General features: G+C 36.1%; 22 protein-coding genes and 1 tRNA gene. 7 read left to right on the top strand and 16 right to left on the bottom strand.

Annotation, left to right across the window (positions count from 1 at the left end):
• Positions 1–120 precede the first annotated feature (120 nt).
• The 4 genes from STA7437_RS09435 to STA7437_RS09420 all read right to left on the bottom strand — a co-directional run bounded on the left by STA7437_RS09435 (position 121) and on the right by STA7437_RS09420 (position 2,644).
• Positions 121–672: a hypothetical protein gene (locus STA7437_RS09435; RefSeq protein ID WP_015193158.1), complete on the bottom strand. Its 552-nt coding sequence runs from the start codon at positions 670–672 to the stop codon at positions 121–123.
• A gap of 382 nt (positions 673–1,054) precedes the next feature.
• Positions 1,055–1,450, bottom strand: coding sequence for a class I SAM-dependent methyltransferase (locus STA7437_RS09430; RefSeq protein ID WP_071882331.1), 396 nt, complete (start codon positions 1,448–1,450; stop codon positions 1,055–1,057).
• A 42-nt stretch (positions 1,451–1,492) separates the two neighbouring features.
• The gene (gene fghA / locus STA7437_RS09425) at positions 1,493–2,344 is read right to left on the bottom strand and encodes an S-formylglutathione hydrolase (RefSeq protein WP_015193157.1); all 852 of its coding nucleotides are present in this window, start codon (positions 2,342–2,344) and stop codon (positions 1,493–1,495) included.
• Positions 2,345–2,572: 228 nt separating this feature from the next.
• Positions 2,573–2,644, bottom strand: a tRNA-Lys gene (locus STA7437_RS09420).
• A 202-nt stretch (positions 2,645–2,846) separates the two neighbouring features.
• On the opposite strand from STA7437_RS09420, the gene STA7437_RS09415 reads away from it, so the two are divergent.
• Positions 2,847–3,056 carry a hypothetical protein gene (locus STA7437_RS09415; RefSeq protein ID WP_015193156.1) on the top strand — a complete coding sequence of 70 codons (210 nt, stop codon included), beginning with the start codon at positions 2,847–2,849 and terminating at the stop codon, positions 3,054–3,056.
• Positions 3,057–3,220: 164 nt separating this feature from the next.
• On the opposite strand, the gene STA7437_RS09410 is transcribed toward STA7437_RS09415, so the two are convergent.
• The 7 genes from STA7437_RS09410 to STA7437_RS09380 form a co-directional block, all read right to left on the bottom strand.
• The gene (locus STA7437_RS09410) at positions 3,221–6,265 is read right to left on the bottom strand and encodes a peptidase domain-containing ABC transporter (RefSeq protein WP_015193155.1); all 3,045 of its coding nucleotides are present in this window, start codon (positions 6,263–6,265) and stop codon (positions 3,221–3,223) included.
• Between the two features lie 12 nt (positions 6,266–6,277).
• The gene (locus STA7437_RS09405; RefSeq protein WP_015193154.1) at positions 6,278–7,027 is read right to left on the bottom strand and encodes a peptidylprolyl isomerase; all 750 of its coding nucleotides are present in this window, start codon (positions 7,025–7,027) and stop codon (positions 6,278–6,280) included.
• A gap of 169 nt (positions 7,028–7,196) precedes the next feature.
• Entirely contained in the window at positions 7,197–7,682 is a 486-nt protein-coding gene (ispF, locus tag STA7437_RS09400) for a 2-C-methyl-D-erythritol 2,4-cyclodiphosphate synthase (RefSeq protein WP_041619914.1), read from the bottom strand.
• Between the two features lie 57 nt (positions 7,683–7,739).
• On the bottom strand, positions 7,740–8,579 hold the full coding sequence (locus STA7437_RS09395; protein WP_015193152.1) for an alpha/beta fold hydrolase: 840 nt from the start codon (positions 8,577–8,579) through the stop codon (positions 7,740–7,742).
• 120 nt (positions 8,580–8,699) lie between these two features.
• A complete protein-coding gene (locus STA7437_RS09390) occupies positions 8,700–9,503 on the bottom strand; it encodes a TPM domain-containing protein (protein WP_015193151.1) in 804 nt (267 codons plus the stop codon).
• Positions 9,504–9,616: 113 nt separating this feature from the next.
• Positions 9,617–10,066 (bottom strand): hypothetical protein, encoded by a 450-nt coding sequence (locus STA7437_RS09385; protein WP_015193150.1) that lies wholly within the window; start codon positions 10,064–10,066, stop codon positions 9,617–9,619.
• A gap of 23 nt (positions 10,067–10,089) precedes the next feature.
• The gene (locus STA7437_RS09380; RefSeq protein WP_015193149.1) at positions 10,090–10,488 is read right to left on the bottom strand and encodes a YtxH domain-containing protein; all 399 of its coding nucleotides are present in this window, start codon (positions 10,486–10,488) and stop codon (positions 10,090–10,092) included.
• Between the two features lie 534 nt (positions 10,489–11,022).
• Between STA7437_RS09380 and STA7437_RS09375 the strand changes: the two genes are divergently transcribed.
• The 3 genes from STA7437_RS09375 (at position 11,023) to STA7437_RS09365 (ending at position 15,604) form a co-directional block, all read left to right on the top strand.
• Entirely contained in the window at positions 11,023–13,974 is a 2,952-nt protein-coding gene (locus tag STA7437_RS09375) for a glycerol-3-phosphate acyltransferase (protein WP_015193148.1), read from the top strand.
• 10 nt (positions 13,975–13,984) lie between these two features.
• Positions 13,985–15,043: a hemolysin family protein gene (locus STA7437_RS09370; RefSeq protein ID WP_015193147.1), complete on the top strand. Its 1,059-nt coding sequence runs from the start codon at positions 13,985–13,987 to the stop codon at positions 15,041–15,043.
• 114 nt (positions 15,044–15,157) lie between these two features.
• Positions 15,158–15,604 carry a hypothetical protein gene (locus STA7437_RS09365; RefSeq protein ID WP_015193146.1) on the top strand — a complete coding sequence of 149 codons (447 nt, stop codon included), beginning with the start codon at positions 15,158–15,160 and terminating at the stop codon, positions 15,602–15,604.
• A 194-nt stretch (positions 15,605–15,798) separates the two neighbouring features.
• Here the strand turns inward: STA7437_RS09365 and STA7437_RS09360 are convergent, their stop codons facing one another.
• Positions 15,799–17,001 carry an RNA-guided endonuclease InsQ/TnpB family protein gene (locus tag STA7437_RS09360; RefSeq protein WP_015193145.1) on the bottom strand — a complete coding sequence of 401 codons (1,203 nt, stop codon included), beginning with the start codon at positions 16,999–17,001 and terminating at the stop codon, positions 15,799–15,801.
• 34 nt (positions 17,002–17,035) lie between these two features.
• On the opposite strand from STA7437_RS09360, the gene tnpA reads away from it, so the two are divergent.
• Complete coding sequence (gene tnpA, locus STA7437_RS09355) at positions 17,036–17,437, top strand: IS200/IS605 family transposase (RefSeq protein WP_015193144.1); 402 nt, start codon at positions 17,036–17,038, stop codon at positions 17,435–17,437.
• A gap of 135 nt (positions 17,438–17,572) precedes the next feature.
• On the opposite strand, the gene STA7437_RS26550 is transcribed toward tnpA, so the two are convergent.
• A complete protein-coding gene (locus tag STA7437_RS26550; protein ID WP_015193143.1) occupies positions 17,573–17,725 on the bottom strand; it encodes a hypothetical protein in 153 nt (50 codons plus the stop codon).
• A 700-nt stretch (positions 17,726–18,425) separates the two neighbouring features.
• Between STA7437_RS26550 and ald the strand changes: the two genes are divergently transcribed.
• Complete coding sequence (gene ald / locus STA7437_RS09350; protein WP_015193142.1) at positions 18,426–19,511, top strand: alanine dehydrogenase; 1,086 nt, start codon at positions 18,426–18,428, stop codon at positions 19,509–19,511.
• Positions 19,512–19,558: 47 nt separating this feature from the next.
• Here the strand turns inward: ald and glgA are convergent, their stop codons facing one another.
• Positions 19,559–21,031, bottom strand: coding sequence for a glycogen synthase GlgA (gene glgA, locus STA7437_RS09345; protein ID WP_015193141.1), 1,473 nt, complete (start codon positions 21,029–21,031; stop codon positions 19,559–19,561).
• Between the two features lie 110 nt (positions 21,032–21,141).
• Positions 21,142–22,299: a glycosyltransferase gene (locus STA7437_RS09340; RefSeq protein ID WP_015193140.1), complete on the bottom strand. Its 1,158-nt coding sequence runs from the start codon at positions 22,297–22,299 to the stop codon at positions 21,142–21,144.
• A 72-nt stretch (positions 22,300–22,371) separates the two neighbouring features.
• Here STA7437_RS09340 and STA7437_RS26125 point away from each other — a divergent pair, with 72 nt between their 5' ends.
• Complete coding sequence (locus STA7437_RS26125; RefSeq protein ID WP_150109051.1) at positions 22,372–22,602, top strand: hypothetical protein; 231 nt, start codon at positions 22,372–22,374, stop codon at positions 22,600–22,602.
• A gap of 31 nt (positions 22,603–22,633) precedes the next feature.
• Here STA7437_RS26125 and STA7437_RS09335 read toward each other — a convergent pair whose 3' ends face one another.
• Positions 22,634–23,143, bottom strand: a complete 510-nt coding sequence (locus STA7437_RS09335) for a late competence development ComFB family protein (protein ID WP_015193139.1) — start codon at positions 23,141–23,143, stop codon at positions 22,634–22,636.
• Positions 23,144–23,463: the final 320 nt, after the last annotated feature.

Here is a 23,463-nt window from a genome sequence, read left to right as displayed (position 1 = left end):
TAGCTAATTATTTAGCTAAAAAAAAACACTGTTGTTTGTAGTCATAATTTACTCAACAATAGTCGTTTATTCAACAGAGTAAACCACCATAGAATCAAATGTTCTAGGTGGTCTTATTTTTTAAAATAAAGTGAAAAACTTTTTAGTTTTTTTGGGAATAGGGTTAGTAAAATATAATTCACTTTCTTTAGCTAAAGTGTTTATTTCATCTATCAAAATTAAAGGGCGATCGCTTTGATTATTTTGATTATGGTCAGTTGTTTTGATAAAGTGTGTAGCTTTGACTTCTTGAGGAAATAAATTTTGTAAGAAAAAATGAATAGTATTTTGTTTAACCCAGCCTTTTAAGACGGCTACGGCACCGAAACGCAGCAAACATTGTTTTTGTTCGCAAATAATTTCTTGAATTTGTTCTTGATTCAATAAGGCAGCTTTTTGAAGATAAAACCCTAGAGGATATCTTTGATTATCAGTAACTAAATTCACCCATTCTTCGGCAAAAAAATCTGCAGTTTCTTGTTTTAACCATCCTCTTAAAGCTAAAATTTCTCCAATCCGCATTTCTTGATAATAAGATTGGTCTTGTAAAGCTAATTGAAGTTGGGGAGAAGAAATTAAATCAGCTTCTTGTAAAATTGTTCCTAAAGGATGAATAACGAATGTGTTGGACATAAGACCAAGTAATACATAATTAATTAACTAGAAAAGCAATCATGATAAAAATTATTTACTGCTTAATCTATTTATAAGCAAGAGTTCTTTAAGATTGAATAAAGTTTTAGCTTAATAATTTAAATATTCAATAAATATTTGACTGCTTTAGACAACCTTTTGTCTCCCAGTTTTAGTTAAAGATAATGCCCGCTCGGTTTTTTTGGTAGGACAACAAGAATCGAAATATCGCTGTTGAGTTGGAGGGTTATCAGTAAGTTAAGGTTTGTTTCAGTTTAGCAAGAGCAATAGCGATCGCGTGATACTCTTTTTAATTTAGTTGTATTTCCCTGTATAATTTGCCCAGTCTCTGCAATATCAAAAATGAAAATACCACCAGGAGTTAATGCATTGTAGATGCGCTCAAAGGTTTGAACCAAAACTTGACATTGTTATCGGCATCAAACAGATAGTTGAAACATTCGCCGATTGAGATAACAGCATTACAAGAGGGAATGTCTACTTTAAAGATTGACTCGACTCGAAATTCAGCATCTGGAACTCTAATTCGAGTAATTGCAATCAGTGACTCAGAAATATCAACTCCGAGAACACGATAATGAGCTTTGGTGAATTCTAAAGCTGATAATCCACTGCCACAGTCCAAATCCACGATTAAACCTTCTTTTATGTTGTTTTGAGACAATAGATTCAGTATTTCAGGAGCGGACTTAAGAGCATAATCGCTGTAACCAATATCATGAATATAAGCAAGATCTTCCTTGTAATAGTCTTTCATTGCTTGGCAAATAGAGAATTTTAAAATTCTTAATCAAGATTATTACTGACATAGATAAGTAGAATGATAACGAAAATGATCCGCCATAAATGTAGCGATCGTAAAATAGCTATGGTCGTATCCTTCTTGATATCTAAGTTGTAAAGGTTGACCTACTTGTTGACAAGCTGATTCAAAAACTTCTGGTAGTAGTTGTTGTTGTTTAAGAAAAGGATCGGCTGTACCTTGGTCGATTAAGATCGGATAATTAAGTTGTTGTGTTTTAATTAATTCACTAGCATCATAAGCCCGCCATTGTTCTCTATCTGTACCCAAATAAGCGGTAAATGCTTTTTCTCCCCAAGGACAACTCCGAGGCGCGCAAATGGGAGCAAAAGCTGAAACAGAAAGATATTGAGTGGGATTTTTTAAAGCACAAATTAATGCGCCATGTCCTCCCATAGAATGACCAAAAATTCCTTGTTTATGAATATTGACAGTAAAATTAGCAGCGATTAAAGCTGGTAGTTCCTTGGTTACGTAACTATACATTTGATAATACTGTTGCCAGGGAGCAATTGTGGCATCTACATAAAAACCAGCACCACTACCCAAATCCCAACTAGCTTCTTCCTCTGGAATTCCTGTTTGACGAGGAGAGGTATCAGGAATAACCAACATGATGCCATATTCTGCTGCATAACGCTGCGCTCCTGCTTTAACAGTAAAGTTTTCCTCACTACAGGTTAAGCCAGAAAGATAATAGAGAATAGGAACAGCTTGAGTTTGTGCTTGTGGAGGTAGATAAACAGCAAAATTCATTTCGCTATGACAAGTTGAGGATTGATGGGAATAATAGGCAACTGTCCCCCCAAAACAAAGATGTTGAGATTTTAATTTTAGAGAATTAGGCATATTACTATTTTTTCAGCAAAATATCATCAATATTGTCAGAGTAACTTTTATAGTGACCTAAATTCAAAACTAATTCAGAAAGTTTCTATAATTAAGGACGTTAGTAGCGGGGGCTAACCTAGTTAGTCTAGTTAAGAGTTACTGAAGCAAGAATCCCTCGTCTCTGGCGACGGTAGTGTCAAATCTAGAGTTAACAGCGACTACTTCCAGAGACACTTTTTTATTCAGTGGGTCACCAGGGACTCGAACCCTGAACCAATGGATTAAGAGTCCACTGCTCTACCATTGAGCTAGTGACCCAATCTTTTAATTAGCAAATTGTTATTAATGGCTTAATGTTATTATAAAAAGCCTGAATTGAGCAAAATCTTCAATTTAAATATAAAACTATTTATTACAGATTATGATAATTTACCAACAACTTTTTTGTGTTTGGTGCAAAATTGAAGTATAGGAATCAAAAAAAAATATCCTCAATCGATACAACAAGGAGGATTTAAAAATGAGTGAAAAAAATTACATTTTAATTTCGGCAACTGTTTTTGCTATAGTTGCACTCTTACATTTCGTTAGACTGTTTAATCACTGGTCATTTCAAATTGGTGCAGTTGCAGTTCCACTTTGGGGTTCATGGTTAGGACTTTTAATTGCAGCTACATTGAGCATTTGGGCATTTCGCCTCTTATCTCAATGGAAGATTAGTCATCAATAATTAACCTCATTGCGATCGCTATTATTAAATTGCTCGACCTAGAGTCTTAAAAAAGAAGTAGGGTGGAGTAGTTGAACAGTGGCTCAAGTCTATCGCCAAACGGCAAAACGGAATAGAGAAGGACGCAAAAAATCTACTATTCCGTTTTTTATGGGATAAGTAGTTTACACCGAGGATTCTTGTTGTTGATAAAGATAACAATAACGACCTTTTAATGCCATTAATTCTTCATGAGTACCTTGTTCTACTACAGAACCAGAATCCATCATCACTATAATGTCAGCATTTTTGATTGTTCCAAGACGGTGAGTAATGAAAAAGACGCTACGTCCTTGAAAAGATTCTTTTAAATTACGCGATACTTCTTGCTCAGTAGAATAATCCAAGGCACTGGTAGCCTCATCTAAAACCAAGATTGCTGGCTGTTGCAGAACGGTACGTGCGATCGCAATACGCTGTCTTTGTCCACCTGATAGTGATGAGCCTCTTTCCCCTACTCTAGTATTGTAACCATTGGGTAAGCTCATAATGAATTCGTGAGCAGCAGCAATTTGAGCAGCAGCAATTATTTCTTCGGTAGTAGCATCAGGATTAGTTAAAGCAATATTTTCTTGAATTGAACCTTCAAACAACAGTGTATCTTGAGGTACAACACCAATCTGACGACGCAGAGAGTATAGTTCTACTTTATGAATATCATAGCCGTCGATCAGAATTCTACCCATCTCTGGTTCATAAAGACGAGAGATTAATTTGGTTAGGGTACTTTTTCCAGCACCACTTTCTCCCACAATAGCAATAAATTTACCAGCGGGAAATTCTAAGCTAACGTTACTGAGTTGTAAAGGACCATTGGCTTTAAATCGAAAAGAAACATTATCGTAGCGGACTTTTCCTTTGATTGCGGGCATAGGAATATTGGTTCGGTCTTGTTCTGCTTCATCAGGATGATCGACGATATCGGCTAATCTTTCTAAAGATAAGGCTGTTTCTTGGAAGTTTTGCCATAGCTGTGCTAAACGCATAATCGGTGAAGTTACGTAACCTGCAATAATCCGAAAGGCGATTAACTGTCCCAATGTCAGCTTTTGCTCTAGAACTAAATAAGCTCCTACACCAATAATCAATACACGAGAGAGATTGTTTAAAAAGCTACTAGCAGAACTAGCTAATGTAGAAGTAATTACAGTTTTAAAACCGGTCGAGATATAACGAGCATAACGTTCTTGCCATTGCCAACGAGAACGTAACTCAATATTTTGTGCTTTAACAGTTTGAATCCCTGTCAAGACTTCTACTAAATAAGATTGTGTTTCCGCATTACGTTCAGCTTTAGCTCGTAATTGTTGTCTAATCGTAGGCGAGAAAATTAAAGTTAAAATAACGAAAATTGGAATAATCGCTAAGGTAACAAAAGTCAGAATCGGACTGTACAAAAACATAACGACAACGTAGAGTACAGAGAAAACCGAATCTAAAACTACTGTCAAAGCTGTACCTGTTAAAAACTGACGAATTCTTTCTAACTCATTAATCCTGGTGGAAATTTCCCCGACTGGTCTTTTTTCAAAATATCGTAAAGGTAGTCTGAGTAGGTGGTCAATAATTTCTGACCCCAAACTCATATCAATTCGATTGGTAGTATCAACAAATAAATAAGTCCGCAGTGTAGTGAGTACAGCTTCAAAAATATTGAGAACAATTAAGAAGAAAATTAAATATTTAAGAGTTTCTACTGTATTTTGACTAATTACTTTATCGATAATGATCTGGATCATCAAAGGATTAGCCAAAGCAAATAACTGAATAAAGAAAGAAGCCACAAAAACTTCAATCAGAATGCGCTTATATTTGGTTAAAGCTGGCAAAAACCAATTTAATCCGAAACGTTCTTGGGGAGTTTCTTTAGTTTTTTGTAGCAGTAAAACTTCACCGCGATCACCCCAGGTTTCAAAAAATTCCTCTGGTTTGCGCCGTAGTAATCCTAATTCGGGAACGGCAATGATTAATTCTTTTTCACTAATTTCATAGACAACTGCTAAACTATTGTCCCAACGAACTAGACAAGGACCTTGCAAGCGAGTAAAGGAAGTAGCAGGAATTGTAACTAATTGAGCATTTAAACCCATTAATTCGACAATTGCCCCAGATAAAGGTAGAGATAAGCCACCCGTACGCTGAATTTGTTCTCCTAAGACACGGCGAATTACTTCCTTACGAAAAGGCATTTTAAAATACCTACTCAGCATTTGAAAGCAAGCTACACCTACATCTAGAGGAGTTTTACCACCATAGAAAGGATAGTTTTTTGCTGCCGTAGTGCGATCGCCTTCACTGGAATAGTAGTCTGTAATTTCAGAGTCTTCTAATAGTTCTGCCTCTGCATAAGGAATTTCTTCTCTGTTGGTATCATCTAAGTTCGATTCATCATCGTCAGCTACTGTTGAAGATTTGACAGATAATAAACCTGTTGATTGAGACTTTTGATTAGTAAACCATTTATCTTTAGGAATTGCTAATAAACGGGCTGGTTTTGTTCCCGTAATTTTAATAGTTTGTCGATCCTTGGTAAATTCTAGACGCTTACCGACAGGAAAATCTTCAATTGCACCACTACTAACCAACCAAATTAAGTCGGGGTCTTCTAAGGGAGCGGTAATTTCACTTTTAAGAGGATGTTCTCCAGGAGGAAGCTCATAAATTTTAGTCTCAGGCGCCATTTCTTGAGCTAAGGATTTTAAATCCAAATCTCCTTGGGCGTATTGTTCTAATTGATTGCCTAATAATTCAAATACTTCTACCTTAGCAGGTTTATTCCTGAATTCTTGCTTAAGTTGGGGATATTGTTCTAAAATTTCGACAAAATCTTGATTACTTAGGGTTAAGCAAACAACTTCTGTTGATGCCATTGCTGTTTCACAAGGAATACCTCTTGCCAAATTAACCCAGCCAATCATTTGTCCAGGCTTAAGCAACTCCAAAGTCGTCGGCATTTTGGTACGAGGATCATAACCAAGCAAACGAGCCTGTCCTTCAGAAATAATTAATACCTGCCCTTGCATTTTTTCTCGCATGATCATGACTTGACCCATACGATAGCGTAGCGGTTTTAACTTATTAGCTAAAGATGCGATCGCCTCTTGAGGAAGCTGATTAAATTGAGGAACAAACGATAAAAACTGTTCAATAATTGTGGTGGTATAGCTCATAGTTGCGAAAGCCTAACTGATTGCTGCACTGGGCGTGTTATCTGGAAAAGACACTGTTTGATTAATTTCTTCGTTTAACCATTCACGAAACATTTCGTCCAACATTCTTTGTCTCATTGATTGATCGAGTTTCGCAGAGATATAGTTTTCTAATCGAATGATGACTAACCATTCTCCCACCCGAGTTGGAGGAATGACCTGACCAGGTTTAGACGTTGAAAGAATGCGAGCAATCTGCGGATGAGGAGCATTAATTTCTACTGGTCCAATTAAACCACCAGTTTGAGCTTCTGAACCCAGAGAAAATTCCATTGCTAATTCACTAAAAGTATTTTCTCCTTCAGTAATTCTAAAATATAATTCTTGAGCAACTTCTGCCTTATCAGTCCGAATCAAAGAATAAACAACTCGGTCTAATTGAGATTTTCGTTTAATAAAATAAGATTCGACTTTATTACCCCAAGTGTCTTGTTTAAATTTTTCTATCTTTAATCTTCTCTCAATCAGTTGATCGAGTTGGGCTGATGTCATGTCTTGTTGTTTTAACCAAGCTTGCAGTTGTTCTTCCGTCAGTAACTGATTTTGTTGACAAAATTTATTGTGAGCTAGAGTTTTTTCTTGTTCAGAATATTCAATCTTAGCTATAGCCCGATCAATAATAATTTCTTGTGCTAGCTTGGGCAACATTTGATACTGCTTCATTAGCGGAATTAAATCTTCAGCAGTAAATGAACGATCCCCTATTTCTAGAACTACACGCATATTCAATTTAAGCTACCATTATAAATAAGCAAAATTATTTAATTAAATGCCGATAATTATAGCTTTGGATAGATTGACATAAGCCGATTTTTAAGTGCATTTCAATTTTGCTATTCAAACTTAACTTAATTTATTAAGAATGACACCTTCAATTCTTTCTAGCTTTGGTTTAAGAATTAGTTTTGCTCAGTAAAATTACTGCATAAGCACAAATAGCAGCTTCTTGTCCTACTGCATCTAATTTTTCATTAGTAGTGGCTTTGATACCAATTTGTTCTGAAGTAAGATGAAGAGTAAGAGCCAAGCGATCGCGCATCGCTTTGATATAAGGTTTTAATTTGGGACGTTCGGCAACAATTACTGAATCAATATTATTAATCTGCCAACCTTGAGCTTGAATTAATTGATGAACTTGTTCTAATAAAACTAAACTATTTGCTCCTGCCCATTTTGGGTCTGTAGGAGGAAAATAATGACCAATATCCCCTAAACTTAATGCTCCTAGCATCGCATCCATAATGGCATGGGTAAGAACATCAGCATCACTATGTCCCAACAATCCCAGATGATGAGGAATTTCAATACCACCTAAAATTAATGGTCGTTCTGCTACTAAACGATGAAGATCGTAACCATTACCAATCCGAATGTTCAACATAATTAATCAGTAAGAATAATTTAGCTGTTCTGAATTTTATTATGATTTTCTCGGTTAACTTTGTTGTTGATTTAGAAATTCAACTATAGTTTGATTAAATTTTTGAGGATTAACTAAAAATACCCAATGATTTCCCGCAATAGTTTTAACCTCTAAATTAGATAAATAATTATAGTATGGTTTAAGCTGCCAAGCAGTGCGATTTAATCCTTGTTGAGGCCTAATCAATAAAGTAGGAATAGCTAAGATTTTACTTAATCCCGCTACTTCCATCACATCCGTAAAAATTTGATTGCGTGCTGCCACAGTAAATTTACTACCCCAGCTACCATCACTTTTTTGTTCTACACTTGCTTGAAAGACTTCTTGCTGTAGCGGACTCCAACCACGATATTGTTTTAATTTTTTAGCTACTTGTTCGGCTGCTTGATAAGAAGGAAAAGGGCCTATGCCTTTGAGAAAAGGAAGCACTCGATACAATAAAGGAAAGGTTAATTTAAACCAACTAGGTAACTTATCAATAAAAAAAGGATCAACCAAAATCAAACTGCGAAATCTCTGCGGTGATTTGGTTGCCCAAATTGCTGCTAGTTTACCTCCCCAAGAATGACCAAGTATATGAGCATCTTGCCAACCCAAATGATCCATCAAGGCTTCTAGATCGGCAATAATTGTTTCAGAACTATAACCTGTTGCTGGTTTACTACTGTCTCCATGACCTCGTAAATCAGGAGCAATAATATGATAATCAGCAGCTAAATCGTTTCCTAGGCTTGACCAAACTAAGGCATGATCTGCTAGACCATGTAATAGTAATAAAGGTTCTTTGCCTTGATGCCATTCTAAATAAGAAATTTTAATCTCATTTAAAGTAAGACTCTGACGAACAGACATTAATTTATTCAGTTATCAGTTTTTTACTTTTGACTTTTTATCAATACTTCGACCGTATCTCTAAAAATTGAGAACCCCGCTATCTAGGCAATCATTAGTGATTGCCCTCAAATATTAAACTTAAGCTTCTGGAGTAGTTGTTCTGCCAAGGGTAGGAGTTAAATAAGCAACTAACACACCTAAAAGAAAACCCATCATATTCCGAAATAAAGGTAACCACTCAGCAGTACGAGTAACAACCGGCCCAATGCCAAAAGCAATAAATAAAATTCCCCACAGAGGAGACATAATTAATGCCCATTGCCAAGCAAACATCTGCCCTTCTTTACGAGGTATTGCTGCTAGTCCTAAAATAACTCCACCTAAAATAGAACTAACTAAAGTTAAAATCCATTGTTCTCTTGGTAAACCAGGCACAACATTACAACCGCCTTGTGTCAAGCAACCTTGTACGGTTTCTAAGGCATCAACGATCGCGTTATTTTCTCCATGTTCTCTGACAAAATACATATTACCAAAGCGAGCTTGCAGTTCGATCCAAAAAGTACGGGGTAATAACTCATAAACAGCATCCCCAATACTAAAAGCTAATAAATTCCCTCCTCTACCATCTGCCACTAACAAAATACTTTTATCGTCTAAACCCCAATAATTTTTGACTGCGCGTCCTGGCGAACGGTCATATTGAGTTAAAACTCTCATTTTCCAACCAGTTTGAGCCTCAAAACTTGCTAAATCTTCAACTAAAGATTCTTCTTGGCGAGTAGGTAAGTAATTGGCTAAATCTACTACAGGGGTTTCAATATCTGGTAATAATTCCGGGTTATTAACTGCCCAGGCAGCAGGAGCAATTAACCAAGTTGAAAAAATTAATAAGCAACTGCCAAGAACAACCAAAAATTTCTGTGACAATCTTTTGTGCATAATGTGTTTGTTTATAAACTCCTTCATAAATAATTAGTTTTAATTAATACTATTATTTCTTAACACTTGTTTACTTAATTTTAATAATTCGGAGTCAAAAAGACATTTTTCTGTTAAACAGATTTAGTTTGGCTAGAAGGTTTTGAGTTAAGTTGATTTGAGTTGGTTGACTGTTGCAATGAGGATACAGAATAACGACGAGGATTTTTCCAAGCTTGCCAAGCAGCTTTAACCCCTGTAACTAAACGGTGAGTATTGGTGGTTACTTGTTGAACTTGTTGTTTGGTGGTGTTAAATCCTCGATCTACTTGTTTAACTACGGCTGAAGCTGTTTCTACTCCTCGATCTAGTTCATCGGTTAATTGATTAATTTCTAATCCTGTGAGGCGAATAACTTCTAAAGTTGGGGGAAATTCTCGATTGAGAGTATCAAAAAGTTTTTCTGCACTACGGGCAGCACGAGCTAATTCTTGGAGAGCGGGTAAAGCAGCTATTAAAACAGCAGTAAGACTGACTGCTACTAAAAAAAGAGATAGTCCAAGCCAAAATAAAGGTTCAGTCATCGCTTGCGCGTGGTAAGTTAAATTTAAGGATTATTCTCAGTCGAAGGTACTCCGCCTTGCCACGACTGAGACTGCTTCGACTTCGTTAAAGAAGAGTTCGATTCTTGAGAAAGTTCGGTAGTATTCTGAGTTGGTTTAATGTCTGACTGACTTGCTTCCAGTCCTGCTGCGATCGCATCTTTTAAGCGAATTAAAGTTTCATCCCAATTTCTTAAAGCTGAATCTGACAGTCGATCTGCTTGTAATAGTAAGCTAGAGGATAAATCTTCTGCCAGATCTGGTAGAGCTTCAACAGATTTTTTTAAAACTTTTCTGGTTTCTTTACCGGTACGAGGTGCGATTAACAATCCTACAATCGTTCCAATCGCACTACCGACAATCATTCCACTGACGAAAACGCTTGCTCGATTTTGCTTTGACATTTTCTTCCTTCTACTGTTCGCTTGATTGATATTTATCCTTAGCTTATCAGTCTGACATCGATCCCTGCATCGTTTTACGAAAATGTTTTGCTAATCAGTTTATTAATCATTTATCCTGTGGGAAAATCTGGTATCATCATATTCAAGATCAGCCTTCCCACGAATTTCATTCCTTAGTCAAGCTCCAACAAAATTGAGATTGATAGATAGTTTAGTTGAGGCTTATCATCTAGTCTGAAATTAGGAATTGAGGAAAGAAAAGTTTTGATTGACATACTAGTAACCATCCCAAAAAAAAAGAAAAAACTTTTTGACAAAGAAGGTTAGAAATAAGTTTATTGCAACAAAATTTAGTCCTGCTCTGCTGACTTAATCGTTACAAATTAATTCTAAAGATAATCAAAATACGCCTAATTAGAGTCAACACTAACAATAATAGTGATTAAAAGCATCAATTTTTATTTATATTGCCTTGGAAAATGAAGCATAGTTTAGTAATGATTACAATTGCAAGATGAGCTTTGATTTGTTGACATGACGCTCGTACAAGTTTGGGGTTCTTTAGCCATTTTTATCATTTGTCCTCTGTTAGGAGGATTACCCCTAATCGATTGGCTTACTTACGCTTTAACCGGTCGTCAATTAACAAAATTGGGAACGGGAAATGTGTCAGTGTCAGCAGCCTTTTATCACGGTGGCACTTTAGCAGGGATACTGGCGGTTTTATCCGAGGCAGCGAAAGGAATTGTGGCGATTTTACTCTCAAGGATGTTTTTTCCCGTTAATTCAGTTTGGGAAATAATTGCCTTAATTGCTTTAGTGATGGGACGTTATTGGTTAAGTAAAGGAGCAGGAACTACTAATGTAGTGTGGGGAATAGTTGTTCATGATGCGATCGCAGCAGGATTAATTTTCTTTATTTCTGGAGTCAGTTTTACAATTAATCGTAATCGCTCAACGGCTAAATATAGTGTCTTAGTTCTGTTAACTATCATTATTGCTCTGCGTCATCCAGAACAACCAGAATATGGCATCACAACTTTGGCTTTATCTACTTTACTCGCCTGGATTTATCAGCAAATACCTGATGATCTCGATTTATCTGCAACTCAAGCAACTAGTAATTCACAAACCATGTTCCGTTTCTTTCGCGGTGATAAAAATCTTAAATCTTTAGATGTTCAACTCGATGCTACTCAAATAGGACAGAAAGCTGCTAATTTAGCTTTACTGAAAAAACTTGGTTATTCTGTTCCTGATGGTTGGGTACTTTTTCCTGGAGATGATCCTAATCAAATTGTTAAATATTTAGAGCCATCGGTTCAACAACCTTTGGTAGTAAGATCTTCAGCCATAGGAGAAGATACTCAAAGCGATTCGGCAGCAGGGCAATATCTGAGTATTCTGAATATTACTAATAGAGAAATGCTCAAAACTGCCATCCTTGATTGTCAAGTATCTTATTTAGAGTCGACTGCTAGAGAGTATCGTCGTACTCGTCAGCAGCAGGAGCGCTCGCTTGGGGTATTAATTCAAAAACAGATCGAAGGTATTTATTCAGGAGTTGCTTTTAGTCGCGATCCTGTTGATAGTGTCAATGAGGGAGTTGCGATCGAAGTTTTACCAGGAGATGCAACTCAAGTAGTTTCGGGTAAGGTGACTCCTTATAGATATCGTGTGATCATGCCAGACTTATCTTTATCGGTAATCGATAAAGATAGAAATCATAGTTCAATTAAGATTATTCACGAAAATTCAACTAGTTCCACAGAGCAAACTATTCCCACAGAAATTTTGGAATCGGTAGCTTTACTTGCTCAAGAAATGGAAGAATTGTTTCAAGGTATTCCTCAAGACTTAGAATGGACTTATGATGGCGAAAAAATTTGGTTGTTGCAAGTACGTCCAATCACAACTCTTCAACCGATTTGGACGAGAAAAATTGCTGCAGAAGTAATTCCAGGAGTAATTCGCCCTTTAACTTGGTCAATCAATCAACCTCTTACTTGTGGCGTGTGGGGAAAATTATTTACCTTAGTTTTAGGTCAAAAATCAGTTCGAGATTTAGACTTCAATCAAACTGCTACCCTGCATTTTTCCCGTGCTTACTTTAACGTTACTTTATTGGGAACAATTTTTCTGCGCATGGGTTTACCACCCGAAAGCTTAGAATTTTTGACGAGAGGAGAATCTTTTACCAAACCACCACTACAATCTACTATTAAAAATATTCCTGGATTATGGCGATTACTACAACGAGAATTAAACTTAGCTAAAGACTTTCAACGCGATCGCAAACAAATTTTTCTGCCTACTCTCAGAGAGTTAGAAACAACTCCAGCGAAAGATTTATCTGCTCAAGACATTTTAGAACGCATTAACAAGATACTAGCAGCCCTTGACCAGGCTACTTATTATAGTATTCTTGCTCCCCTCAGTTTTGCAATCAGACAAGCAACCTTCCAAATCTCAGAAACTAGTTTGAATCATCGTCAAACCCCAGAATTAGAGTCGATGCGAACTCTTGCTTGTTTAGCTGCCGATACTCGTAAGTTATTAGCTGCTGAAAAAATCACTTTAAATTCTTGTGCTTCCCTGTTTGTTCAAATTGCAGAAAATCCTGAAGGAGAAAGCATCTTAACTAGATTTGAGCAATGGTTAGAAAAATATGGTTACTTGAGTGAAGTTGCTACTGATATTGCTGTTCCTCGTTGGCGAGAAAATCCTCGTCCGATCCGAGAAATTTTTACTCAATTTTTCTTCGATGCTGAAAAAAGAAAACAAGCTCAATCTTTAAACCACAAAACATCCAAATCTTGGTTAACTAAATCAGTTCAAAAAAGATTAAATCTCAAAAATCACTCTAGTGAAATTTACAATAAATTACTTGCTCATTTGCGTTGGAGTTTTTTAGCATTAGAACAAATTTGGCTTAGAGAAGGTAAACTCTTAACCCCAGAAAGCATCTTTTTTTTGAAATTTGACGAAATTATTTCTTTTATTCAAGAACCATCTTCAGATGCTCATCAACAATTGTTCAAATTGATTGAACAAAGACAACAAAAATGGCAACAAGAGCGAGAATTAAACCAGATACCTTATTTAGTCTACGGCTATCCAGACTCTACCGTTTTGAATAATTTTTCCCTTTCTTCTCTTGAGCGACCAAGATTTAAAGGAATTGGTGGTAGTGGAGGAGAAATTGAAGGATACATTAAAGTTTTATCTAGTCTCAATAGCAATATTGATGTAGATAAACAAACCATTTTGGTAGTACCGTATACTGATGCTGGTTGGTCACCAGTACTTGCTCGTGTAGGAGGGTTAATTGCTGAAGTTGGAGGTCGTCTTTCTCACGGTGCGATTATTGCTCGTGAATATAAGATTCCCGCAGTGATGGATATTCCTCATGCTACTCAACTTTTACAAACCGGTCAGCGAGTTAGAATCAATGGTTATACAGGAATCGTTGAAATTATAAGTTAAATCAATTTATATGCTTATTACTCTTATTATTGCGGTTGTGATAGTTATTTCTGGTTCGGCAATTTGTTCCGCTTCAGAAGCTGCAATTTTGTCTGTTCCTTTAATTAGAGTTCGGCAACTTGCTCAGTCAAAAAAACCAGCAGCATTAGCTCTTCTCGGAATTCGTAATCGAATTAATCGACCAATTGGTACAATTGTTATCTTAAATAATATTTTTAATATTGTTGGTAGTATTTTAATTGGTTCTTTAGCAGCAGATGCTTTAGGTGATGCCTGGTTAGGTTTATTTTCTGGAATTTTAACTTTTTTAATTATTATTTTTGGGGAAATTATTCCTAAAACTGTAGGGGAACGTTATTCGACAAATATTTCTTTATTGATTGCTATTCCTGTTAAATTTATCACAATTGTATTTACTCCTTTAGTTTGGTTAGTTGAGCATATTACCGCACCTTTTACCAAAGGAAGAGTTCTTCCTACAACTAATGAGGCAGAAATTAAATTTTTAACTAGAATTGGTTATCAAGAAGGAGTTATCGAAGATGATGAAGCAGAGATGATTCAACGAGTTTTTCAGTTAAATGATTTAACCGCAGCAGATTTAATGACCCCGAGAATTATTATTACCTTTTTAAAAGGTGGTTTAACTTTAGCTGAATGTAAACAAGACATTATTGAATCTCAACACACTCGTATTTTAGTCATTGAAAGTTCAATTGATAATGTAATTGGTTTGGTATTAAAAGATGAATTACTAACTGCAATGATTGAAGGAAACCAAGAACAAGCGATCGCAAGTTTATCACGTCAAGTTCGTTTTGTTCCAGAAACAATTAGAGCGGATAAGTTACTCAAAGTTTTTCAAGAAACTAGAGAACATTTAGCTGTAGTTTTAGATGAATATGGCGGTGTTGCTGGTGTAGTAACTTTAGAAGATGTTTTAGAAGTATTGACTGGTGAAATTGTCGATGAAACTGATCGCAGTGTCGATTTACAAGAAATTGCTCGTCAAAAAAGAAAGCGTTTATTGCAGTCTCGGGGAATAATCAACGAAACTCCAGAAATTTAAATTCATTATTTTTACTCTGTTGAGAATAAAAGAAGTTCTATCTAGGGAGCGATTTAGCTGATGCATGAAATCTAGTAAAAATTAGAATACTCAATCATATAGAAATTGTCTTCTATGACACTAAATTATTTTATGAAAGGACTTTCAACTGTAAAACGCTGGATAGCTACAACTTTATTTTGTTTAATAGCGATCGCTTTAGTTTGGCAAGGTGGATTTTACTCAAACCCAGTAGCAATGGCTAATCCTATTGACAATTTGATTGCCACCAAAGATGCAGGTGATCAAGTCAAAGATAAGACTAGTGAAGATGCTGGACGAGCCAAGAATTTTATCCGAGATACAGCAGATAAAGTAGAGCAAACTGCTAAGAAAAATGCAGCTAAGGTCGATGATGCAACAGATAATGGTAGCTTTGTTGAGCGCAAGGCTAAGAGAGATGCATCTCGAATTGAACAAAGAGCAGAAGAAGATGCAGCTAGAACTCAGAAAGCTGTAGACGATACTAAAAATATTGTTGAACGTACTGTTGATAGCATCAAAGATGTTTTTAATAACTAGTATTAAATTCAGTTTCTCTTGATTACTTTTTTAAAACCCCCTGGCATTTTTAAAGCTTAGGGGATTTTATTTTAGTTTATTTTTATTTCCGAAAAATATTTAGTGATTAAAAACTTTTGGTAGCTATAAGCAAGATAATCCCTGTAGCTAAAAGCAAAATTTACGCTTCATTAAAATAAAACATCGTGCTTTGACTACTCCCCATAGCTAGAAGCTAGGGGATTCCCTAACAGAATTGCTTCGCTTAGGTTACACTGAAGATGCGAATGGTAACGCACTCCAGAGGGAACAGCCATAATTCCAACTACTGGGACTTCCCCCAGGTACTTTGCACGTATATTGTTCGAGCCGACTTGGTCGCGGTGAAACTTTGCATGGCAGCTATTGCATAAGTAGTTACGTTTCTTGGGCTTGTTTCTAGTCCTACAGCATAAGCACTCTTGACTTGTGTATTCTTCCGTTATTAAAGTCGTCTTTATACCTGCTCTCGCGCACTTGTATTCCAGCTTGTGCCTGATAGAACCGAAACTCCATTGATGCAGTTTCTGGTTATTCTTTTTTCCATCGTCCAAATCGTCTCTTATATCTCGCACATCTCCTATTACTAGTGTTTGAATGCCCCTTAATTTCAGCATTGAAACAGCACGACTAGTTAGTTTATGCTCGATATCTTTAATCTGATTGTTGAATTTTGCTAGTTGTTTTTGTTTACTTCTAATCAGTCTTTTCCTGCGTTTGCTACCTCGCTTCTTTTTATCGATTAATTTAGCTAATTTACCTTTAACTTTGTTTTGATAGCGACGAACAGAGCGTAAATACCTCCCATTGAATATGTCGGTGTTAACTCCGTCCGCGATTACCATAGGGTGAATTTCCCCTAAGTCCGCAGCAGCAACCCCTTTAGCTTCGCCAGTATTGGGTATTGTGTCGGAATAACAAGCTCTAAGCTCATAGCACTGCGATGCTTTATTCCAACCCAACTCAACCGTCTTAGGTTTTTTCCAACGCCAATCTACTACCAGAGACTTATTACCCCTACCGTTGGATAAAAACAACTTGCCGTTTTTTAATTTAATAGCTGCCTTCTTCCAAGTAACCTTGAAGTACCAACGCCTTCTCTTTGGGGGTTTGCTATGAGGGTCGGTCTTTCTTCTAGTCCTCCATGACTTGAGCGAACCATAGAAAGATTGAGTTACTGCATCCGAACTATGAGCATGGAGAGAAGAAGATGTGTGCCATCTTTCCATGATGTAACCCGACAACCAGATATCTTTTTTACGTACCGTGCGCCAGAAGGAAACTAAAGTACGAGAATATAATTCACCAGCAGCACGAGCCAAAGAATCTAGTTGTGGAGTTTTTTCTAGTTTTAGTTTGCGAACAAAGTAATTAGGCATGGTATGATTATACAGCAAGCATCTGTATAATACAATGGTTGAGTACAAAACCAATAAAAATATAGTATTTTGCTGTAATTACCACGTAGTTTGGGTTACTAAATATCGCCGTCCAGTACTAACTGAGGAAATACAAATACCACTAAAAGAACTTTTAACTCAAATAGCAAAAGAAATTAAAGTCGAAATACTAGAGATGGAAGTAGGGGAAATGAACCATGTCCATCTAGCCATATCTCTAGACCCACAGTATGGAGTGCATCGAGCAGTTAAAAGATTCAAAGGAGCAACTTCGAGGTATCTTAGACAAGAATTCCCGCATTTAACTCAAAGGTTGCCTACGTTGTGGACTAATAGTTATTTTGTTTGTACAACTGGAGGCGCACCTTTAGAGAAAATCAAAGAATATGTTCGGAATCAGAAAAGAAGCAGGTAAGCAATAAATTGCTTTTTGTCCTTATGAGGGGCTGTGTGGCGAACTTGGTTCGCCACCTTGAAAGCCCCGTCCCCATCAATGAATTTAGGGGCTTGCGAACTTCAGGTTTTATTGGTCAACTACAGAGCAATAATTTTAAACAATGCCAAACAACACTACAAATGTAAATAGACAAACTCCAACTACTAACAAAGCCATGATGGTTGCATAGGGAGCATGATTAGTCTGGTCTAAATATTGATTAACTTGTTGGTCTTTTTCTTCAGGATGCCAAATCATGCTTCTCATAATTATTACCTCTCTCATCTATGACAAACTTTGACTAACTTAAATTTTAATAATTAGTTTAACCATTTCTGAGAGTTATTTATGAAAATAATAGCTTATTAACTTTATGTATTGTAAATTCATTTAACCTTAATTAAGGTACAAAAAAGTATACAATTAACCTGAAATTTAAATTAATATAATTATAAAATATAGTAAAGTTAATTCTGTTAATCAAGTTTTTTTGAAAAAAGAAATTATAGCGTTGCTCATATTGGTAAGGTAAGCCTCTTTTCAGTTACCAGTTATCAGTGAGCAGGAAGTAAAAAGCGCTTCGGCGTCCTGAGTGAAACCAAGGATCAAAAGTAGTAATCAACAATCAGCAATCAGCAATCAACTATCAACAAAAACCACTATCTTAGGGTGTATCTCATAGAGCGTGAGAACTGTTTCATATCGACAAAAAATCATGACAATTTGGGAAAAAAGCAGAAAATATCTATCTTTCTTCCAATGTCATCAAACTTTGATTGTGCCATAAATTAAATTAAGCTTGAACTTTATTCAACTGGATAGCTCAAGGCGCAAATCGCATCAAACTGAAGGAGAAAATAATCAAGCTGCTCGGTAGTCCTTTAAAAATAAACGTTTAAAGTAATACAAACAACAGCAATTTTAATTTTGCTAAGACACCATTAAAGGCATTGAGGAGAAATAACAGATGGAAATAGGCGTTCCCAAAGAAACTAAAGACCAAGAATTTCGCGTTGGCTTGACTCCGAGTAGTGTAAAATTACTAACTCAAAACAATCATGTCGTTTTTGTTGAAACTGGTGCAGGTATGGGTGCTGGTTTTAGCGATCGCGATTATCTAGCAGCAGGAGCAAAAATTGTAGATAGTGCTGCAATAGCTTGGGATCGAGAATTGGTAGTTAAAGTAAAAGAGCCTCTTAAAAACGAATACCAATATATTCAAGCAGGACAATTACTGTTTACCTATCTTCATTTAGCAGCAGATCGAGCTTTGACTGAATGTTTAGTCAAATCAGGAGTAACTGCGATCGCTTATGAAACAGTAGAATTTGATGATGGCAGATTACCCTTACTCACTCCTATGAGTATTATTGCAGGACGTTTATCAGTGCAGTTTGGTGCAAGATATTTAGAAAAACAACAGGGAGGAAGAGGTGTTTTATTAGGAGGTATTCCTGGAGTACGTCCTGGTAGAGTAGTTATTCTGGGTGGTGGAGTAGTCGGCACAGAAGCAGCTAAAATTGCGGTGGGGATGGGAGCGCGAGTTCAAATTATTGATATTAATGTCGAGCGTTTGGCTTATTTAGAAACGCTGTTTGGTTCTCGCGTAGAATTACTTTATAGTAGTCCTGCTCAAATTGAAGCAGTTGTTCCTGAAGCAGATTTATTAATTGGTGCGGTATTGGTAGTAGGTAAAAAAGCACCTATTTTAGTTAATCGTAATTTAGTCAAACAAATGTACCCAGGTTCGGTAATTGTTGATGTTGCAGTAGACCAAGGTGGTTGTGTCGAAACTTTACGCCCTACCTCTCATACTAATCCTATTTATATTGAAGAAGAAGTAGTTCATTTTGCCGTTCCCAATATGCCTGGTGCTGTACCTTGGACTTCTACACAAGCATTAAATAATAGTACTTTGCCCTATGTGTTGAAATTGGCTAATTTTGGCTTAAATGCTTTGAGTAAAGACGCTGCATTAGCTAAAGGTTTGAATATCAAAAATTATCAAATTATTCATCCTGCCGTCCAAGAAGTTTTTCCCGATTTAGCTTAGTAGGGGCGAGTAGTTATTCGCCCTTACCAGGATTTCTTTGTTTTTATCTACGCCTTGATAAATTCATAAACATTCATATATTGCGCCCCTGGATTATTCCACGAGAAATCATATTCCATTCCTTGTTGGATCAGTTGTTCAAATTCTTTGGGATATTGATACCACAAACTAATTGCCCGTTCCATTGCCGATTCTAAAGCAGGAGTATCGGTTTGATAGAAAACATAACCATTGCGTTTTTCTGGAGCATGATTTTGATCATAGTCACGGTCAAAGACTGTGCTGACTAATCCCCCTACTCCTCTGACAATTGGAACAGTACCGTATTTCATGCCAATAATTTGAGTTAATCCGCATGGTTCGTAATTACTAGGCACAATAATCATATCAGACCCTGCATAAATCAGGTGAGCTAATTCTTCGTTAAAACCAAGTTCTAGATGAACATCGGGATGATCGTTTAAAAAGGCTTTTTCATGACAGAACCAGTCATTGATTGCTTTTTCTGTTGCCGAACCAAGTAAAACAAATTGCGCTCCATGATGGATCGCATAATAAATAGCATGGTGAACCAAATGTACACCTTTTTGTTGGTCGAGACGACCAATGTAGGCAATGATCGGTTTATCTACATCTTGAAGTAATAATTTTTCCCGTAAAGCTTTTTTGTTCTTGGCTTTATTTTCTAACTGATCGATATTGTAGTGGTGAGGAATATATTTATCAATTTCAGGATTCCACACATCATAATCGACACCATTCAGAATACCGCTAAATTTGCTTTGATGAAGTTCTAAAGTATGCCCTAAACCATAACCTTCCTCACCATAATGAGCTTCCCAAGCGTGATGGGGAGAAACAGTGTTGACATAATTAGAATAAACAATCCCGCCCTTCATGAAATTAATGGCAAAAGGATTAAAATTATCTCTCAAGCGATCGTAGTCATAATAATAGGATTCTTGATTTAAACCTGTAGCTCGTAAAACCTCATTCCCTGCAAACCCTTGATGTTTAAAGTTGTGAATGGTATAACATACCCGTTGGTTACTCATGCCATGATATTGATAGATTTCATAAAGCATGACGGGAACTAAACCAGTTTGCCAGTCGTGGCAATGAATAATATCGGGACGTTTATTACTTACTAATAAAAACTCTAAAGCAGCCTTGCTAAAGAAAGCAAAACGGAGGTTATCGTCTGAGCTACCATAATAATTACCCCGATTGAAGAAATTATCTTGAGAATTGGGTTGAATAAAGAAACATAATCGTCCGTGTACCCAACCACAATACACTGAACAGTTAATTGCACCATCATACCAAGGTACCCACAGATCGAGATAGGCTTCGTGCAGACCCCAAATATGGTCGTAGCGCATACAATCGTACATGGGCAGAATAATTTCAACGCAATTACCCCGAACTTCTAGTTCTCTGCTGAGTCCATACACTACGTCGCCTAAGCCACCAGCTTTGATTACAGGAGCGCATTCAGAGGCAATCTGCACGATGTACATAATTTAGATCCTCGCTTAATAAAACTTTATTTTATATATTTTCTTTAAAATACTAGCGTAGCTTGTGAATTATCTGAGTATTAAAACCTAATTCTTTAGCTCAAAATAGATTAATTTTTATAAACTCTTCCTTTCCAATTACCGCCTTTGCCTTGCCAAAATTGAATTGCTGAATCAATTGTCATTAAAGTATAAAGTAAAGCGATCGCGGGTAAGCTTAATGCCCAGAATAATGAGATTTGATAAAGTCTGATGGTTGGTAAGTAGGCAATTAACATTAAAAGCCAAGTTAATAAACCGATAATAGTTAAAAGCCAATTTGCTGTGACAATGCCAGTAGTCAAACTCACAGGAGCAATCAAATAAACTAAACTCATAGCGATCATTGTTCCGATGAGTAGGGCAGGAGAATGATTTAATTGAGTATAAGCAGTTCGAGCTACCATTGACCAAATAGTTTCTAAATGATTGTAAGGACGTAAACTATGGGTAGAGTTGGTTAATCCAAGCCAAATCGATTTATTTTGAAAGTTGCTCTGTTTAATGACTTTTGCCAAGGAACAATCATCAATTAAAGCTTGTTTAATTACTTCAATACCGCCAATTTCATTGAGAGCTTGAGCGTTAATTAAAATACATCCTCCTGCTGCTGCTGCAATCTGCTTACGAGGATCATTAACCCAAGCAAAAGGATAGAGTTTTTGAAAGAAAAAGACAAAAGCAGGAATTAATAGTTTTTCCCAAAAACTTTGACAGCGTAGTAAAACCATTAAAGAAACAAGATTTTTTTGTTCTAGTTCAGCTTTGATTACTAGCTGTTGTAAATTGTTTTTACTATGTTCAATATCCGCATCGGTTAGTAAGAAGTATTTTGGTGTGGGATTTTGTTGTTGAGCATAACTAATTCCTTGTTGAATTGCCCATAGTTTACCTGTCCATCCTTGAGGTAAAACTTGACTTTCAATAATTTTTAATTTGTTTGTTTTGAAGAATTCTTGAGCGATTTGAGCCGTGCCATCGGTACTGCCATCATCAATTAAAACAATAGAATAATCTCCTGGATAATCCTGTACTAAGAGCGATCGCAAGGTTTGGGGTAATAATTCCGCTTCGTTTCTGGCAGGAATAATAACAGCGATGGAAGGATATGATTCAAGCTTAATATGTTGTGTTTCTAAACGTTCCTTTGCTCGCCAAAAGTTTCCCCAAAAACCCAGTAAATAAAGCCAAATTCCTAGAGAAATTAAAGATATTGTCAGTAAAATCATCATTCTGTTTCAGAAAATTGCTTGACTAACTCGTAAAATAACATTCGAGTAGTCTTAAACAAAATCCTCATCATGCTATCTTTTGTTTGGTCTAATTATTCAAAATCAGAACCGACAGTTACTGCTGTATCTTGTTTAATAATTCTAATCTTTTATATATATTCTTGGGCGATTTGTTCAAATGTCTCGCGGTTGTTTGACGTTGTACAGGCGATCGCGTTCCTCAAGAGCGAACCTCTCGCTACGCGCCTCGCGCCTAGGCGAGATCGCACTTTAGCTGTAAAACCAGAAACAACCAAATAAACCAATAAAAACTATCTTAATTAAAGAAAATTTATTTTCGATAAACCGAATCATCCCACAAAGGACTAGAAGTAGATTTAGATTTAACTAATTCTTGCTTCAGTTTTTGTTGTTGGTTTAATTTAATCAGAACAGGTTTAATTACTTTAACTAGATTTGACCAAGAAAACTCTCGATGAGGCAGAAAATCTATTAGCTCTTGTAAAGCTTTTTTAGCTTCTTCTAATTCTCGATATTCTTCTGCAATTAAAGGCGTAGAATTACGCAATAAATCTTTTTGTACCGCAGCAAATCCTTGTCGGACTGCTTTAGTAACATCAGCACTAAATTCTGCTTTACCTTTTAACTTTTGTTTATTAAAACCTTCGTGGGAAGAAGCATATAAAGGAGGTAATCTATTTAAGGCATAGGTAGCTACTTCAACACGATTAATATATTGACTAATCGGAACAGGAAGACGACTGATTTGTCGTTCAATTTCCTCTTCTACAAGTAACTCCATAACATTACGAGTAATTTGGTCTTTCTTTTCTTTATTCACGGCTCTTAAGTTTAAATTATTAATAAAAATTAAATTAGAGAAAATCAATTGAAGCTTAACTCTTATTCTATATATACATAGATTGACAAAATCGGCTATACTTTATCTCTATTATTCAGTAAAATTTACTATAAATTTATATTAATAAGCTGAGATTACGCTTATTTTAAACCGCAAATTTAAATTAATTAATAGTAAAAATAGCTAATTTTGAAGAAGATAAACTGAAATTAAGAAGCCGAGATAATTATTATCGATAAAACTACTGAAAATTTTGAAATATCTAACTAAAATAGACAAAAATAAAATTGTTTTTAATT

The sequence above is a fragment of the Stanieria cyanosphaera PCC 7437 genome (assembly GCF_000317575.1).
In the GTDB taxonomy this organism is placed as follows: Bacteria; Cyanobacteriota; Cyanobacteriia; order Cyanobacteriales; family Xenococcaceae; genus Stanieria; species Stanieria cyanosphaera.
This window is presented reverse-complemented; position numbering and strand designations above follow the sequence as displayed.